Origin of the sequence: Amycolatopsis sp. VS8301801F10, assembly GCF_046195355.1 — a bacterium.
Classification (GTDB): Bacteria; Actinomycetota; Actinomycetes; order Mycobacteriales; family Pseudonocardiaceae; genus Amycolatopsis.
In genome coordinates this window covers 4,227,243-4,242,139 of sequence record NZ_CP176065.1, presented here as the reverse complement: position 1 = coordinate 4,242,139, position 14,897 = coordinate 4,227,243, and the positions used below count along the sequence as shown (strand labels likewise).

Sequence of the window (14,897 nt, the reverse complement as noted above, 5' to 3'; positions counted from 1 at the left end):
CTGATGGATTTCGGGATCGTGCTGCAGACCGACCCGCCCGCGGCGGAGGTCGTGCGGATGATGAAGGCCGCCGAGGACGCCGGGTTCCGGTACGGCTGGACGTTCGACTCGTGCGTGCTGTGGCAGGAACCGTTCGTGATCTACTCGCGGATCCTCGAAGCGACGTCCGCGCTGGTCGTGGGACCGATGGTGACGAGCCCGGGCACGCGGGACTGGTCGGTGATGGCGTCGACCTTCGCGACGCTCAACGACATGTTCGGCAACCGCACGGTGTGCGGCATCGGCCGCGGCGATTCCGCGCACCGCTTAGTCGGGCGTCCGCCGTCCACTTTGGCCACTGTGCGGGACTGCATGCGCGTGGTGAAGGATCTCGCCGAAGGCCGCGAGGTCACGATGAACGACACCGCGGTCCGCATCCCGTGGATCCGCGGCGGCAGGCTGGAAATGTGGATGGCCGGGTACGGCCCGAAGGCGCTGCGAACCGTCGGCGAGCACGCGGACGGGTTCATCCTGCAGTGCGCCGACCCGGCCATCGCCCGCTGGACCATCGGCGCGGTCCGCGACGCCGCCCGCGCCGCCGGCCGCGACCCAGGTGGGATCACGATCTGCGTCGCGGCCCCGGCGTACGTCGGCGAAGACCTGGCGCACCAACGGGAACAGCTGCGCTGGTTCGGCGGAATGGTCGGCAACCACGTCGCGGACCTGGTCGCCCGGTACGGCTCGGCCGGCCCGGTGCCCCGCGAGCTGACCGACTACATCCGCGAGCGCGAAGGCTACGACTACTCCCACCACGGCCGCGCCGGAAACCCGTCGACCGCGTTCGTCCCGGACGAGATCGTGGACCGGTTCTGCCTGCTCGGCCCGGCATCGGCGCACGTCGCGCGGCTGGAGGAACTGGCGGAGCTGGGGGTGGACCAGTTCGCGCTGTACCTGATGCACGACGAGCGGGAGGAGACGATGGCCGCGTACGGGGAGCAGGTGATTCCGAAGCTGACCGCGTGATCGCGTGCGTTTCTCCTCGCCGAGATATCCGAACCTTGGCCGGACCGTCGCACGCTGCCTCGAAGCCGGAAACTCAGCCCAGCGACGGACAATCGCCGGCCGAGAACGGCGCCGCGGGACTCAGTCCACGATCGCCTGATACACCAACTGCCGCAGCTGCTGCCGGATCGGATGGGTCGACGACGGCAGCAGCTGGGTGTAGAACGCCACCGTCAGGTCCTCGTCCGGGTCCACCCAGAACGCCGTCGACGCCGCCCCGCCCCACGCGTATTCGCCTGGCGTAGCAAGGGTTTTCGCCTTCACCGAGTCGATCAGGACCGAGAAGCCCAGGCCGAAGCCGTATCCGTCGAACGGCATCTCCGCGAACAGCGGGCGGCCATAAGCCTCCAAGTCGACATGGCCCGGCAGGTGGTTGGCCGTCATCAGGTCCACCGTGCGCGGGCTCAGCACCCGCACACCGTCGAGTTCGCCTCGGCGCAGCAGCATTTGCGTGAACCGGTGGTAGTCCGCCGCCGTCGAGACCAGTCCGCCGCCGCCGGACAGACAGGCCGGGCGGGCCGTGCCCAGCGCGCCGAAGGCGTCGTTGCGCACCAGCCGTTTCGTCCCGGGCGCGGGCAGGTACAACGCGGCCAGCCGGTCGGTGTCCGACGTCCAGAACCCGGTGTCGGTCATGCCCAGCGGGCCGAAGATCCGCTCGGCGAACACCTCGTCGAGCGGCTTGCCCGCCAGCACCTCGACCAGCCGGCCGAGGACGTCGGTGGCCACCGAGTAGTTCCACTCCGCGCCCGGCTGGAACACGAGCGGAAACCGCGCCCACGCCTGGGTGCACTCCGCCAGGTCCAGTCCCCGCGGCGTCCCCCATTCGTACCCGCCGGCGCGGTAGATCGCGTCGACCGGGTGCGTGTGGTGGAAGCCGTAGGTGAGGCCCGCGGTGTGCGAGAGCAGGTGCCACAGCCGGATCGGTTCGGTCGCCGGCTCGGTGACCGGAGCCAGCGCCGAACCCTTGACGTACACCCGGGGCTCGGCGAATTCCGGCAGCCACCGCGAGATCGGGTCGGTGAGGTCGATCAGGCCCTCTTCGACGAACGTCATCGCGGCCACCGAGGTGACCGGTTTCGTCATCGAGAAGATCCGCCAGATCGTGTCGGTCTCGACCGGGGCGGCGGCCTCGACGTCCCGCGCGCCGTGCGCCGCGACGTGCACGATCCGGCCGTGCCTGCTCACCACCGCGAGGAAGCCCGGCAGCAATCCGTCGTCGACGTACCGGGCGAAATGCCGGTCGATCCGCCGCAGCCGTGCCCCGTCGAAACCCGCGTCGGCCGGATCGGCCTCCACCTTCACCTCGGTCGCCATGGCGGCGACCTTACGCCGGACTGGCCGCTTTCCGCTCCGCCGCCTTCTCCTCGCGCCAGGCCTCGTCGTTCTTGCCCTCGCGCCAGTACCCCGACAGCGACACCGCGTCCCGCGCGACGCCGCGCTCGTCGAACAGGTACCGCCGCAGCTCCCGCACGAAACCGGCTTCGCCGTGGACGAACGCGTGCACGTCCTGGTCCGGCCACGGCAGCGCCTTCACCGCCGCGACCAGGTCGTCGGACGCCGAACGGTGCAGCCAGGCGACCTGCGCGTCGGCCTTGGTCGCGAGCGGCTGGTGCTCCGATTTGTCCGCCACGAGCAGGAAAACGTGCGCCAGCGCGCCCGGCGGCAGCGCCTCCAGCGCGGCGGCGATGGCTGGCAGCGCCGACTCGTCGCCCACCAGCAGATGCCAGCCGGCGTCGGCGCGCGGCGCGTACGCCCCGCCCGGACCGGCCAGCAGCAGCTCGTCGCCCGGCCGCGCGCGCTGCGCCCACGGCCCGGCGAGCCCCTCGTCGCCGTGCACCACGAAGTCGAGCACCAGTTCGCCCGCCGCCTCGTCGTACGAGCGGACGGTGTACGTGCGCAGCCGCGGCGCGTGCTCGCGCGGCAGTTCCTCGCGGATCCGGTTCAGGTCGAACGGCTCCGGATACTCCACCCCGGGCACCTTGAAGATCACCTTCACGTACGCGTCGGTGAACTCGTTCGGGCGGAACTCCTTCAGCCCCTCGCCGCCGGCCACGATCCGGATCATGTGCGGCGTCAGGTGCTCCTTGCGCAGCACCTCCAGCCGCACCGCGGTCCTCCCCTTGCGCGCCGGACCTTCGGCCATCGAACACCCCTGTTTCAGTAAGGTTTACCTAAGTCGTGGCTCCCACGGTACGCGCCTTCACCCGTTCCGCCCAGTGCCGCCGCCCCCGATTTCGGCGAGCAGCGCCCGGAAGCCCTCCTCGGCCGAACCCCGGAATCCCCGGAAGAACCGGTTCGCCAGCAGCACTCCCCACCACTGCCCGGTCGCCGCGGGCGCCGCCGGAACAACGCCGGAGACCTCGACGATCGTTCTCATGCTTCCCACGGCCTCGACACCCGCGTGTTCTGGAACGCGGTGATCTGCCAGCCCTCGTCGCCCCGCACCAGCACGTAGGTCAACGTGCTCTCCCGGCCCTCGGCGGCCGGGTCGTCTCCCCCGGTCAGCGACGAACCGCCGCCGGCCACGACGACCGCTACGTCGTCCCGCGGGAACCGCACCCGCGGCTCGCCGAAGCCGGCGAGCTTCGAGCCCTTCAGCGGGCCCTCGAACAGCTCCCGATGCGAGTCCGCGATCGCCTGGCGGCCGACGAAGCGGAGTCCGAAGAACGTCACGTAATCGGCGTCTTCGGTGAACAGATTCCCGTAGGCGGTGGCGTCGCCGTTGTTCCAGGCGTCGGCGAGCCGGGTGAGGACGGACAGGACTTCTTCGCGCTGGGACATGCCGTTGCTCCTTAACGAACGTCGTTCGCGTATGAGTCCGTTGTACTCACGAACACTGTTCGCGTCAAGGGCGCGGCTCGATTAGGCTGCGGGCATGACCGCACCGCCCCCGCCGTGGCGCCGGACGCCGAGCCCGCGCCGGCGCGCCGCGAAGCAGATGTTGTCGCAGGACCTGATCGTCAAGACCGCGCTCGAAATCCTGGCCGCCGAGGGCATCGACGCCGTTTCGATGCGCCGGGTCGCGCAGCAGCTGGAGACCGGCCCGGCGTCGCTTTACGCATACGTGGCCAATAAAGAGGAACTCGACGAGCTGATGCTCGACGCGGCGCTGAGCGAGGTGCCGTGCCCGGAACCGGATCCGGAGCGGTGGACCGAACAGGTCAAAGAGCAAGTGCGGCACCAGATCCGGGCGATGATGGCGTATCCGGGCATCGCGAAGGTCGCGTGGCAGACGCCGATTCCGGTGACGCCGAATTCGCTGCGGCAGGGCGAAGTCATGCTTCAGCTGCTGCGCGCGGGCGGCCTGGACCTGAAGCAGGCGGCGTTCGCCGGCGACGCGTTGAGCACGTACGCCAAGGCATTCGCGTACGAGGCGAGCGGCTGGACGTTCGGCGACTACGACCCGGAGAAAATGAGCGAACGCGGACGGCAGATGGCGGAGTACATGCAGTCGCTGCCCGCGAGCGCGTTCCCGAACCTGTTGCGGGCCGGCGAGTTCTTCACCGCCGAGACCAGCCGGCCCCGCCTCGAATTCGCTCTCGAGGCGTTCGTGGCGGGGCTGGCGGCGATGGTCAGAAAGTGAGCACGATCTTCCCGCGCGAGTGGCCCTGTTCCAGTTCGCGGTAGGCGGCCTGGACCTCGGCCAGCGGGTACGTCGCGGCGATCGGGACGTCGAGCAATCCCTTGTCCGCCAACGCGACGAGGTCGCGCATCACCTCCGCGCTGGCTCCGGCGAGGTTGCCGTCGGTCTTCACCCGGTACTTCTCGGCGGCGGCGAAATCGACCACCGTGTCGATCCGGCCGGGGTAGACGCCGAGCCGCAGGGCGAGTTCGACGTAGCCGTCGCCGTACGTGTCGATGAACGCGTGCACCTGGTCGCCGGTCAGCTCGCGGAGCCGTTCTTCGAGCCCTTCGCCGTACGCGATCGGGACGATGTCGTGCTCGCGCAACCACTCGTGGTTCGCTTCGCTGGCAATGCCGATCACCGTCGCGCCGGTGAGCCTCGCCAGCTGCACGGCCAGCGAGCCGACCCCGCCGGCCGCTCCGGACACGACCACCGTCTCGCCCTCGCGCGGGCACACCGCGGCGACCGCGGCGTACGCGGTCGTTCCAGCCACGAACAAGCCGCCCGCGACCTCCCACGGCAGCCCGCTCGGCTTCGGGACGAGATGCTCCGCCGGGACCAGCACGTACTCGGCGTGGCTGGAGCGGGTGTGCACGAAGCCGACGACCTCGTCCCCCACCTGGATTTCTTCGACGTCCGCGCCCAGCTCCGCCACCACGCCGGCCAGGTCGCTGCCCTGCCCGGACGGGAAGGTGGACGGCCACCGGTCCGCCAACGCGCCGGTCCGGATCTTCGCTTCCCCCGGATTGATCCCCGCGGCCCGGACCCGTACGAGCACCTGCCCGGATTCCGGCGCCGGCCGGGGCACTTCGGCCAGCTGCAGCACTTCGATCCCGCCGTGTTCGCCGTATCTGACCGCTTGCGGCATACGCGTCTCCCTCGCTCGTATGGTTAGCCCAACGAACGATCGAGCGGAGTTATGCCCGGCGGGCGAAAATTCAGCCGGCCAGCCTCCGGACCACGGCGTCGGCGAGCAGCCGGCCGCGATCGGTCAGCACCGCGCGGCCCCGGCTGTCCAAATCGGACACTTCGAGCAAGCCCTCCGCTGCGGCCGCCCGGGCCTGCCGCAGCCCCGCCTCGTCGAGCGCGGACAGCGCCAGGCCGTCGGAGATCCGAAGCTCCAGCATGATCCGCTCCAGGTGCCGGTCTTCCTCGGTGAGCACCTCGCGGCCGGCTTCCGGGCTCTTCCCCTCCGCGAGCAGGCTGGAGTACTTGGCCGGATGCTTGACGTTCCACCACCGCACGCCGCCGACGTGGCTGTGCGCGCCCGGTCCGGCGCCCCACCAGTCGCCGCCCTGCCAGTAGCCGAGGTTGTGCCGGCACCGCGCGGCCTCGTCGCTCGCCCAGTTCGACACCTCGTACCAGGTCAAGCCCGCACCGGCGAGCACGGAGTCGATCAGCTCGTAGTAGCTGGCGAGCGTGTCGTCGTCCGGCGCGGGCAGCTCGCCGCGCCGCACCCGGCGGGCGAGCGCGGTGCCGTCCTCCACGATCAGCGCGTACGCCGAGACGTGATCGACGCCCGCCGAAAGAACCGCGTCCAGCGAAGCTCGCAGGTCTTCGACCCGCTCGCCCGGCGTGCCGTAAATGAGGTCGAGATTGACGTGCTCGAACCCGGCCGCCCGGGCTTCGCGCGCGGCGTCGACCGGGCGGCCGGGGGTGTGCACCCGGTCGAGCACCTTCAGCACGTGCCGGGCGGCGGACTGCATGCCCAGCGACACCCGGGTGTAACCCGCGGCCCGGATGCCCGCGAAGAACTCGGGCGAAGTGGATTCCGGGTTCGATTCGGTCGTCACCTCCGCGCCCGGCGCGAGCCCGAACGCCGACCGGACGCCGTCGAGCACCTCGGCCAGCCCGTCCGCGCCGAGCATCGAGGGCGTTCCGCCGCCGACGAACACCGTCTCCGCCTGGGGCGCGTTGCCGAGGACCTCCGCGCCCAGCTCCAGCTCGCGCCGCAGCGCGTCCAGCCACGACCGCGGCGAGGCGGCCGAGCCGAGTTCGCCCGCGGTGTAGGTGTTGAAGTCGCAGTATCCGCAGCGGGTCGCGCAAAACGGCACGTGGACGTACACGCCGAACGGACGGGTGCCGAGGCCCGCGAGCGCGGTCTCGGGCAGTCCGGCGGGAGGACGGTGGGTGTCGGGAACAGGCACGACGTCCATTCTCCCCCGCCCCGCCCGGTCCCCCGCGCGCCCCCGCACCGCCCGGAGAAAGGTTCGGCCGCCGAACGATGCACCGCCCGCCGCGCCCCCGGTTGACAACCGCCCGGAACCGTCCCACGATGCGTCCGAAAGCCGGGAAAGACCTGGCAGATCACCCGGCCAATGCACATTCGCGGCCGTTGCGCACCCCCGCAGTGAGCCTTCTCCCACGATCCGGACGCCCTTGGACGAGGTTCGGCCCGCGTGGCAATCTGAGCCGGTGAGTCCTGCCGGTGTCCTTCTCGTGGCGCGCCGCCACGTCGACCTTCTGCGGGTCGCGAGCGCGCTCTGCCGGCCTGTTCGCTGACTCCCGCGCACCGCCTGCCCAGCCCGCCACCTGGACCGCCGGCCCGCCCCGCACCGACGCCGCGGCGGAGCCGCCTCGACCACCCCGCCCGGAGGATCCCCATGTCCGCACCCCCGCGTGAGACGCCCGCGAAGGCCCGCGCGCCTCGGACTCGCCAGAAGCGCGGCGAGGGTCAGTGGGCGCTCGGCTACCGGGAGCCGCTGAACCCGAACGAACGCTCGAAGAAGGACGACAGCCCGCTCAACGTCCGCGCGCGGATCGAGAACGTCTACGCGCACCGCGGTTTCGACTCCATCGACCCGGGCGACCTGCGCGGCCGGTTCCGCTGGTTCGGCCTCTACACCCAGCGCAAGCCCGGCATCGACGGCGGCCGCACCGCGCTGCTGGAGCCCGAGGAGCTGGACGACCGCTACTTCATGATGCGCGTCCGCGTCGACGGCGGCGCGCTCACCACCGAGCAGCTGCGGGTGGTCGGCGAGATCTCGCGGGACCACGCGCGCGACACCGCCGACATCAGCGACCGGCAGAACGTCCAGTACCACTGGATCCAGATCGAGGACGTGCCCTCCATCTGGTCCCGGCTGGAGAACGTGGGCCTGTCCACCACCGAGGCGTGCGGCGACTGCCCGCGCGTCGTGCTCGGCTCCCCGGTCGCCGGCATCGCCGCGGACGAGGTGCTCGACGCGACTCCGGCGATCGAGGCGATCCGCGAGCGGTACATCGGCGACCCGCGGTTCGCCAACCTGCCGCGCAAGTTCAAGACCGCGATCTCCGGGCTGCCGGACATCGTGCACGAGATCAACGACGTCGCCTTCGTGGGCGTCGACCACCCCGAGCACGGCCCCGGCCTCGACGTGTGGGTCGGCGGCGGGCTCTCCACGAACCCGATGCTCGCGCAGCGGCTCGGCGCGTGGATCCCGCTGGACGAGGTGCCGCAGGTGTGGGAGGGCGTCGTTTCGATCTTCCGCGACTACGGCTACCGGCGGCTCCGGTCGCGGGCCCGGCTGAAGTTCCTGGTCAAGGACTGGGGCATCGAAAAGTTCCGGGAAGTTCTCGAAACCGAGTACCTCAAGCGGAAGCTGATCGACGGCCCGCCGCCGGAGAACCCGGACATGCCGGTCGACCACGTCGGCGTGCACCCGCAGAAGGACGGCAACTACTACGTCGGAGCCGCGCCGGTCGCCGGCCGGGTGTCGGGCAGCACGCTGGTCGCGGTCGCCGACGCGGCCGAACGGGCCGGATCGCGGCGGGTGCGGCTGACCCCGCACCAGAAGCTGGTCGTGCTCGACGTGCCCGAGGACAAGGTCGCGGCGCTGGAGACGGACCTGGCCGAACTGGGCCTGCAGACCAAGCCGTCGCCGTGGCGGCGCAGCGTGATGGCGTGCACCGGGCTGGAGTTCTGCAAGCTCGCGATCGTCGAGACGAAGGTGCGCGCGCAGCAGCTGGTCGCGGACCTGGAGAAGTCGCTCGCCGACATCAACGCGCAGCTGGAGACGCCGGTGTCGGTGCACCTCAACGGCTGCCCGAACTCCTGCGCCCGCGTGCAGACCGCGGACATCGGGCTCAAGGGCCAGATCGTCACCGACGCCGACGGCAACCAGGTCGAGGGCTTCCAGGTGCACCTCGGCGGCGGGCTCGGCCTCGACGCCGGGTTCGGCCGGAAGCTGCGCGGCCACAAGGTGACCGCGGGCGAACTGGTGGAGTACGTGGAACGCGTGGTGCGCGCGTACGTCGCGGGCCGCGAACCGGGCGAACGCTTCCCGCAGTGGGCGCTGCGGGCGGACGAAGGGGTGCTGCAGTGACCGCGGTGGCGGACTACCGGGCTCTGGCCGAACGCGCCGAGAAGGAACTGGCCGACGCGACCGCCGAGGAGGCGCTGCGCTGGACGGTCGAGACCTTCGGCGACGACTTCATCGTGGCGTCGAACATGCAGGACGCCGTGCTGATCGACCTCGCCACGAAGGTCAAGCCCGCGGTGGACGTGCTGTTCCTGGAGACCGGCTACCACTTCGCCGAAACCCTCGGGGTGCGCGACGCGGTGCAGACGGTGTACCCGCAGGTCCGGATCATCAACGCCCAGGCCGAGCAGAGCGTCGCCGAGCAGGACGCGGAGTACGGGCCGAAGCTGCACGAACGCGACCCCGGCCAGTGCTGCTTCCTGCGGAAGGTCGTGCCGCTGCGGCAGACGCTCGGCAAGTACTCGGCGTGGGTCACCGGCGTGCGCCGGGTGGACGCGCCGACCCGCGCGAACACGCCGATCGTCACCTGGGACGAGCGCAACGGGCTGGTGAAGATCAACCCGATCGCGGCGTGGACCGACGAGGAGTTCAACGGCTACCTGCACTCGAACGGGATCCTGGAGAACCCGCTGGTGTCGATCGGCTATCTCTCGATCGGCTGCGCGCCGTGCACCGCGAAGGTCGAGCCGGGGCAGGACCCGCGCAGCGGCCGGTGGGCCGGGCAAGCGAAGACCGAGTGCGGATTGCATGGCTGATGGCTGAGGAAGGAAGCATGACGACTTTGGAACCGGCGGCCGACGCCGCGGTAGACAATCTCGCCGCCCTGGAATCCGAGGCCCTCCACATCTTCCGCGAGGTCGCGGGCGAGTTCGACCGGCCGGTGATCCTGTTCTCCGGCGGCAAGGACTCGACGCTGATGCTGCACCTGGCGATCAAGGCCTTCTGGCCCGCGCCGGTGCCGTTCCCGCTGCTGCACGTGGACACCGGGCACAACTTCGACGAGGTTCTCGAGTTCCGCGACCGCGTCGTCGAAAAGCACGGGCTGCGCCTGGTCGTCGCGAAGGTGCAGGACTGGATCGACGACGGCCGGCTCGAGGAACGCGCCGACGGCCTGCGCAACCCGCTGCAGACCACGCCGCTGCTGGAGACGATCGCGGAGCACAAGTTCGACGCGGTCTTCGGCGGCGGCCGCCGCGACGAGGAACGGGCGCGCGCGAAGGAGCGGATCTTCAGCCTCCGCAACGCTTTCGGCCAGTGGGAGCCGCGCCGGCAGCGGCCGGAGCTGTGGAACCTCTACAACGGACGGCACCGTCCGGGCGAGCAGGTCCGCGTGTTCCCGCTGTCCAACTGGACCGAAGCCGACGTGTGGAACTACATCGCCCGCGAGAAGGTCGAGCTGCCTTCGATTTACTACGCCCACCAGCGCGCGGTCTACCAGCGCGACGGCATGTGGCTCAGCGAGGGACCGTGGGGCGGACCGCGTCCCGGCGAGGAAGTCCGCGAGCTGAGCGTGCGCTACCGGACCGTCGGCGACGGTTCGTGCACCGGCGCGATCGAGTCCACCGCGTCCACTGTGGAGGAAGTGATCGCCGAGGTCCAGGCTTCGCGGCTCACCGAACGCGGCGCCACCCGCGCCGACGACCGGATGTCCGAGGCGGCCATGGAAGACCGCAAACGGGAGGGCTACTTCTGATGTCGAGCCTGCTGAGGCTGGCCACCGCGGGCAGCGTGGACGACGGCAAGTCCACGCTGGTCGGGCGGCTGCTGTACGACACCAAGTCCGTCCTCGCCGACCAGCTCGACGCGGTCACCCGCGCGTCCGTCGACAAAGGACTGTCCACTCCGGACCTTTCGCTGCTCGTCGACGGCCTGCGCTCGGAGCGCGAACAGGGCATCACGATCGACGTCGCGTACCGGTATTTCGCCACGCCGAAGCGGTCGTTCGTGCTCGCCGACACCCCGGGGCACGTGCAGTACACCCGCAACACGGTCACCGGCGCGTCCACCGCGCAGCTGGCGGTGCTGCTGGTCGACGCGCGCAACGGCGTGGTCGAGCAGACCCGGCGGCACGCGGCCGTGCTGGCGCTGCTCGGAGTGCCGCAGCTGGTGCTGGCGGTGAACAAGATCGACCTCGTGGGCTACGACGAGAACACCTTCGGCGTGATCGCCAAGGAGTTCACCGCGCACGCGGAGTCCCTCGGCTACGACCCGGCGGCCGTCGTCGCCATCCCGGTTTCCGCGCTGGTCGGCGACAACGTGGCCGCCCGGTCCGAGCGAACCCCGTGGTACGACGGGCCTTCGCTGCTGGAGCACCTGGAAAACGTGCCGGTGGCCCCGGATCCGCACGATTCCGCGTTGCGGTTCCCGGTGCAGTACGTGATCCGCCCGCGCACGCCGGAGTACCCGGATTACCGCGGCTACGCCGGTCAGATCGCCGCCGGCACGGTGCGTCCGGGCGACGAGATCGTCGTGCAGCCGCACGGGATCCGCAGCCGCGTCGAGCGGATCGACACCGCGGACGGGCCGCTGGAAGAAGCAGGCGCCGGAACCTCGGTGACCCTGCTGCTCGCCGACGACATCGACATCAGCCGCGGCGACCTGATCGCGGCCGCCGACGCGCCGGCCGAGGTGACCGACGAGATCACCGGCACGCTGTGCTGGCTGTCGTCGAAGCCGCTCAAGACCGGCGCGCGGGTGCTGATCAAGCACGGCACCCGGACCGTGCAGGGGCTGGCCACCGAGTTGCACGCGCGGTTCGACGAGCAGACCCTGTCCAGTGTGGACTCTCCGGAAAGCCTGGAACTCAACGACATCGGCAGCGTCAGCCTGCAGCTGGCCGAACCGCTGCCGGTGGACGACTACGGCGTGAGCCCGCGCACCGGCGCGTTCCTGGTGATCGACCCGAAGGACGGCGACACCCTCGCCGCCGGTCTCGTCGGAGAGCGGTTCTCGTGACGCCTCCCCTGGTCGCCGTCGCGCACGGCAGTCGTGATCCCCGCTCCTCCGCGACGGTGCGGGCGCTGGTCGACGTCGTCCGCGCGCAGGCGCCGGGGCTGGACGTGCGCGAGTCGTTCCTCGATCTGTCGGAGCCGCGCGTCACCGACGTGCTGCGCGGGCTTTACGCCGACGGGCATCGCTCCGCGGTCGTCGTGCCGTTGTTGCTGGGCAGTGCTTTTCACGCCCGGGTCGACCTGCCCGCGCTGATCGACGAGGTGACCGCGGAGTGCCCCGGGTTCCGGATCCGCGTGTCGGACGTGCTCGGCGCCGATCCCGCACTCGAAGCCGTCGCCCTCGACCGGATCGCCGGAGCCCGCCGCGGCGGGACCGGAGTGCTGCTGAGCGCGGTCGGCTCCTCGAACCCCGAGGCCAACGCGGTCGTCGCCGGATTGGCCGCCCGCTGGGAAAAGCGGCTCGGCCTGCCGGTGAGCGAGGCGTTCGCCAGCGCGGCCCAGCCGGACATCCCGGCCGCCGCGGCCCGGCTGCGCGAGCGCGGCGTCCGGCATTTCGTGGTGGCGTCGTGGTTCCTGGCCCCCGGCCTGCTGCCGGACCGGATCGCGTCGCTGGCCCGCGAAGCCGACGCCGGCGCGTTCATCGCCGAGCCGCTCGCGGACGACCCGCGCGTCGCGGACGTCGTGATCGGCCGGTACGCCGCCGCGATCTCCGGCCTGCTGCGGACCGCCGCCTGAGTATCGCACCGGACAGCGCTGGGCCGAGCCGGCCTGGCTGGCCCTGTCGGACCACCGTCGGTAGGCCCGAACGGCCGATCGGGCCGCTCCTACCGCCACAAGGTGAGCGATATTCACATTCTCCGTCACAGTGCGCTCCTGTGAACGGTCACTCCTTGACGTACTACTTAACTTGCCGGTAACTCTCTAAGCGCTGCGCAGCTTTCTCTCTCCCCCGTGAAACCCGCAGGTAGGAGCACACAGATGAAAGCACCTCACTTTTACCGGCTGGCCGCGCTGACGGCGGTCGCCGCCCTCCCGCTCGCGCTGGCGGCCCCGGCCTCCGCCGCGACCGCGATCAATTTCGACTGCCAGGCCGACGCGCCGGTGGTCGGCCCGCAGCAGGTGTCGCTGACCCAGAACGCCGACGTCACCGCACCCGCGACGGTCGCGCCCGGCGGTGCGTTCGACGTCGTCATCGACCCCGCGCCCAACACCGTCCCGAGCGACGTGGGCGGCAACAAGGTCAAGAACATCAACACTTTCGCGCTGAAGTTCCCCGTCCCGGCCAACTCGACTTACGTCAGCGCCGACCTCGCGGGCGGCTCCGGTCTCGGCGACACCCCGCCGACGATCAGCGTCGCCGACGGCGTGGCGACGCTGAGCTTCCCCGGCCCGATCGCCGGCGGATCGACCTTCGAACTGCCGACCATCACCGCGCACCTCAAGGCGGGCGACTCCGGCACGATCGAGACGAAACTGTCCGGCACCAGCTACAGCGACCCCGGCCTGACCTTCAAGGCCGTGGCGAGCAGCATCATCGGCGACGTGACCGCGCCGACGGCCTGCTTCCCCAACCCCAGCCCGGTTTTCACCACCACGACCATCGGCTGACCCGGACCGCGGCCACCCGCTGCGCCCGGGTGGCCGCGCCCGGTTCACGGCAGCAGCAGTCCCCAGTAGACCGCCCACGGCACGAACACCAGCCCGGCCGCGAGCGGCGCGACCGCCCCGCGCCGCCGGTCCGGTTTCCGCAGGCCGATCACGGTTGCCGCCAACGCGACCACGGTCGCGACCGCCAGCGCTTGCACTGCCAGCCACGGCAACGGCCGCCCGAGGAACACCGGTCCGAGATCCTTCATCCCGGACAGCTGCGCCCAGCCGAGGATTCCGACGAACCCGGCGACCGTCGCCGTCCCGAGCCCGGCCAGCCACCGCGACGACCTGGTCCCCCGGCGGCGAATCAGCGCGACCACGCCGCCGACGGCGAACCCGCCGAGCAGCAGGGCGAGCGCGATCCCTTGCGCCCCAGCAGATTCCCACCAGGCCAGCGGACGGAGCGCTTCCGTCGGCCGCTGCGCGAAGGCCGCGGTCTCGACGTGCACGCCCTGCCGATTCGCCAGCCAGTCCCCGACCACCGCCGGATATCCCGGCACGACCCGAGGCAGCCGGTCGAACCCGGCGTCGCTGGTCGCGTACAGATCCGGCCCGCCGCCGACGACGAACCGGATCGCGTGGTTCGGGTTCGCGACCAGCGCGTCCGCGAAAATCCGGGAACTTTCGACCGGCGCGTGGTTGATGTCGAGGTCGCCCCACAACGCCAGGATCGGCTGCTTCAGCCGCCGCAACACCGGCACCGGGTCGTAGTCCGCCTCCGGGAACAACCCGGCCCCGATCGCGAACCGAGTCCCCCGCACCGGCAATGCCGTCAGCAGCGAGCCGGAAATCCCTTGGTGGCGAAGGACATTCCCCCAGTACCACGAGGTCTGCCGCGCTCCGCCCCATCCGGATCCGCCGACCGTGATCACGTACGAGATGTCCGCCGCCCGGGTCGCCGCGAGCGTCGCGACCCACGCGCCCTCGCTGACTCCCCAGACGCCGACGTCCGCGGCTCCCGAGTTCGCCCGCAACGCGCGGACCGCCGAGACCAGATCGTCCGCCAGCACGCCGTAATCGCGCTGGGTCTTGGAATAACCGCTGGTACGCCGGTCGTAGACGAGCGTCGTGACGCCGAGCCGCGTGAACGTCTCGGCCTGCAGCCGGAGATTGTCCCGGGTCCGCCAGTCCGACCCTCCTTGCAGGACGATCGCGGACTTCGCCGGTCCGTCCGGCCGGAATACCGTGCCATGCACCGTGATTCCGCCAGCGCCCGCGAAACTGACGTTCGCGGGCGGTTGTGCTTGTGCCGGCTGGGCGGTCGCCAGGACCGAACCCAGCACGAGGAGCGCGGCGGCGAGCCGCGATTTGCCCCAGGGCAGCATGAAGTGTTCTCCTTGCTTCGGGAGATCGTGCGACGTTTTCCCTTGTTCCTGGGTGCCGAGTGGC

Annotated in this window: 16 protein-coding genes; 9 read left to right on the top strand and 7 right to left on the bottom strand. The window is 70.9% G+C overall.

Translation table 11 applies throughout. From position 1 onward, the window contains the following. The first annotated feature begins 3 nt into the window (after nucleotides 1-3). The gene (locus F9C11_RS19995; RefSeq protein WP_409186387.1) at nucleotides 4-1,002 is read left to right on the top strand and encodes a TIGR03842 family LLM class F420-dependent oxidoreductase; all 999 of its coding nucleotides are present in this window, start codon (nucleotides 4-6) and stop codon (nucleotides 1,000-1,002) included. 120 nt (nucleotides 1,003-1,122) lie between these two features. Here F9C11_RS19995 and F9C11_RS19990 read toward each other — a convergent pair whose 3' ends face one another. Genes F9C11_RS19990 through F9C11_RS19975 form a run of 4 tightly spaced genes read right to left on the bottom strand, consistent with a single transcriptional unit; the run spans nucleotide 1,123 to nucleotide 3,822 of the window. Then, nucleotides 1,123-2,355, bottom strand: a complete 1,233-nt coding sequence (locus tag F9C11_RS19990; RefSeq protein ID WP_409186386.1) for a serine hydrolase domain-containing protein — start codon at nucleotides 2,353-2,355, stop codon at nucleotides 1,123-1,125. A 10-nt stretch (nucleotides 2,356-2,365) separates the two neighbouring features. Beyond that, nucleotides 2,366-3,184: a siderophore-interacting protein gene (locus tag F9C11_RS19985; RefSeq protein WP_409186385.1), complete on the bottom strand. Its 819-nt coding sequence runs from the start codon at nucleotides 3,182-3,184 to the stop codon at nucleotides 2,366-2,368. Between the two features lie 57 nt (nucleotides 3,185-3,241). Beyond that, nucleotides 3,242-3,418, bottom strand: coding sequence for a hypothetical protein (locus F9C11_RS19980; protein WP_409186384.1), 177 nt, complete (start codon nucleotides 3,416-3,418; stop codon nucleotides 3,242-3,244). Further along, on the bottom strand, nucleotides 3,415-3,822 hold the full coding sequence (locus F9C11_RS19975) for an SgcJ/EcaC family oxidoreductase (RefSeq protein ID WP_409186383.1): 408 nt from the start codon (nucleotides 3,820-3,822) through the stop codon (nucleotides 3,415-3,417). The genes F9C11_RS19980 and F9C11_RS19975 overlap by 4 nt, the downstream gene beginning before the upstream one ends. Nucleotides 3,823-3,916: 94 nt before the next feature. Between F9C11_RS19975 and F9C11_RS19970 the strand changes: the two genes are divergently transcribed. Beyond that, nucleotides 3,917-4,624 (top strand): TetR/AcrR family transcriptional regulator, encoded by a 708-nt coding sequence (locus tag F9C11_RS19970; protein WP_409186382.1) that lies wholly within the window; start codon nucleotides 3,917-3,919, stop codon nucleotides 4,622-4,624. Here the strand turns inward: F9C11_RS19970 and F9C11_RS19965 are convergent. Continuing rightward, on the bottom strand, nucleotides 4,614-5,534 hold the full coding sequence (locus tag F9C11_RS19965; RefSeq protein ID WP_409186381.1) for an NADP-dependent oxidoreductase: 921 nt from the start codon (nucleotides 5,532-5,534) through the stop codon (nucleotides 4,614-4,616). The genes F9C11_RS19970 and F9C11_RS19965 overlap by 11 nt on opposite strands. A 70-nt stretch (nucleotides 5,535-5,604) precedes the next feature. After that, nucleotides 5,605-6,822, bottom strand: coding sequence for a radical SAM family heme chaperone HemW (hemW, locus tag F9C11_RS19960; RefSeq protein WP_409186380.1), 1,218 nt, complete (start codon nucleotides 6,820-6,822; stop codon nucleotides 5,605-5,607). Here hemW and F9C11_RS19955 point away from each other — a divergent pair. From F9C11_RS19955 to F9C11_RS19925, 7 genes are all read left to right on the top strand, one after another. After that, a complete protein-coding gene (locus F9C11_RS19955) occupies nucleotides 6,746-7,168 on the top strand; it encodes a putative leader peptide (RefSeq protein WP_409186379.1) in 423 nt (140 codons plus the stop codon). The two genes, hemW and F9C11_RS19955, sit on opposite strands and share 77 nt — an antisense overlap. Nucleotides 7,169-7,269: 101 nt before the next feature. After that, nucleotides 7,270-8,970 (top strand): nitrite/sulfite reductase, encoded by a 1,701-nt coding sequence (locus F9C11_RS19950; protein ID WP_409186378.1) that lies wholly within the window; start codon nucleotides 7,270-7,272, stop codon nucleotides 8,968-8,970. Then, entirely contained in the window at nucleotides 8,967-9,662 is a 696-nt protein-coding gene (locus F9C11_RS19945) for a phosphoadenylyl-sulfate reductase (RefSeq protein WP_409186377.1), read from the top strand. Before F9C11_RS19950 ends, F9C11_RS19945 begins: the two co-directional genes overlap by 4 nt. A 17-nt stretch (nucleotides 9,663-9,679) precedes the next feature. Beyond that, on the top strand, nucleotides 9,680-10,600 hold the full coding sequence (cysD, locus tag F9C11_RS19940) for a sulfate adenylyltransferase subunit CysD (protein ID WP_409186376.1): 921 nt from the start codon (nucleotides 9,680-9,682) through the stop codon (nucleotides 10,598-10,600). Continuing rightward, the gene (locus F9C11_RS19935) at nucleotides 10,600-11,862 is read left to right on the top strand and encodes a sulfate adenylyltransferase subunit 1 (RefSeq protein WP_409186375.1); all 1,263 of its coding nucleotides are present in this window, start codon (nucleotides 10,600-10,602) and stop codon (nucleotides 11,860-11,862) included. The genes cysD and F9C11_RS19935 overlap by 1 nt, the downstream gene beginning before the upstream one ends. Beyond that, entirely contained in the window at nucleotides 11,859-12,593 is a 735-nt protein-coding gene (locus tag F9C11_RS19930; protein ID WP_409186374.1) for a sirohydrochlorin chelatase, read from the top strand. The genes F9C11_RS19935 and F9C11_RS19930 overlap by 4 nt, the downstream gene beginning before the upstream one ends. 243 nt (nucleotides 12,594-12,836) lie before the next feature. After that, nucleotides 12,837-13,466 (top strand): cyclase, encoded by a 630-nt coding sequence (locus F9C11_RS19925; RefSeq protein ID WP_409186373.1) that lies wholly within the window; start codon nucleotides 12,837-12,839, stop codon nucleotides 13,464-13,466. A 44-nt stretch (nucleotides 13,467-13,510) separates the two neighbouring features. Here F9C11_RS19925 and F9C11_RS19920 read toward each other — a convergent pair whose 3' ends face one another. Then, the gene (locus F9C11_RS19920) at nucleotides 13,511-14,833 is read right to left on the bottom strand and encodes an alpha/beta hydrolase family protein (RefSeq protein ID WP_409186372.1); all 1,323 of its coding nucleotides are present in this window, start codon (nucleotides 14,831-14,833) and stop codon (nucleotides 13,511-13,513) included. Nucleotides 14,834-14,897: the final 64 nt, after the last annotated feature.

Excerpts from the sequence above, each read along its gene's own strand:
- F9C11_RS19970 (WP_409186382.1), top strand. The coding sequence starts at position 3,917 with ATGACCGCACCGCCCCCGCCGTGGCGCCGGACGCCGAGCCCGCGCCGG.
- F9C11_RS19935 (WP_409186375.1), top strand. The coding sequence starts at position 10,600 with ATGTCGAGCCTGCTGAGGCTGGCCACCGCGGGCAGCGTGGACGACGGC.
- F9C11_RS19965 (WP_409186381.1), bottom strand. The coding sequence starts at position 5,534 with ATGCCGCAAGCGGTCAGATACGGCGAACACGGCGGGATCGAAGTGCTG.
- F9C11_RS19980 (WP_409186384.1), bottom strand. The coding sequence starts at position 3,418 with ATGAGAACGATCGTCGAGGTCTCCGGCGTTGTTCCGGCGGCGCCCGCG.
- F9C11_RS19990 (WP_409186386.1), bottom strand. The coding sequence starts at position 2,355 with ATGGCGACCGAGGTGAAGGTGGAGGCCGATCCGGCCGACGCGGGTTTC.
- F9C11_RS19985 (WP_409186385.1), bottom strand. The coding sequence starts at position 3,184 with ATGGCCGAAGGTCCGGCGCGCAAGGGGAGGACCGCGGTGCGGCTGGAG.
- hemW (WP_409186380.1), bottom strand. The coding sequence starts at position 6,822 with ATGGACGTCGTGCCTGTTCCCGACACCCACCGTCCTCCCGCCGGACTG.
- F9C11_RS19925 (WP_409186373.1), top strand. The coding sequence starts at position 12,837 with ATGAAAGCACCTCACTTTTACCGGCTGGCCGCGCTGACGGCGGTCGCC.
- F9C11_RS19995 (WP_409186387.1), top strand. The coding sequence starts at position 4 with ATGGATTTCGGGATCGTGCTGCAGACCGACCCGCCCGCGGCGGAGGTC.
- F9C11_RS19950 (WP_409186378.1), top strand. The coding sequence starts at position 7,270 with ATGTCCGCACCCCCGCGTGAGACGCCCGCGAAGGCCCGCGCGCCTCGG.
- F9C11_RS19975 (WP_409186383.1), bottom strand. The coding sequence starts at position 3,822 with ATGTCCCAGCGCGAAGAAGTCCTGTCCGTCCTCACCCGGCTCGCCGAC.
- F9C11_RS19920 (WP_409186372.1), bottom strand. The coding sequence starts at position 14,833 with ATGCTGCCCTGGGGCAAATCGCGGCTCGCCGCCGCGCTCCTCGTGCTG.
- cysD (WP_409186376.1), top strand. The coding sequence starts at position 9,680 with ATGACGACTTTGGAACCGGCGGCCGACGCCGCGGTAGACAATCTCGCC.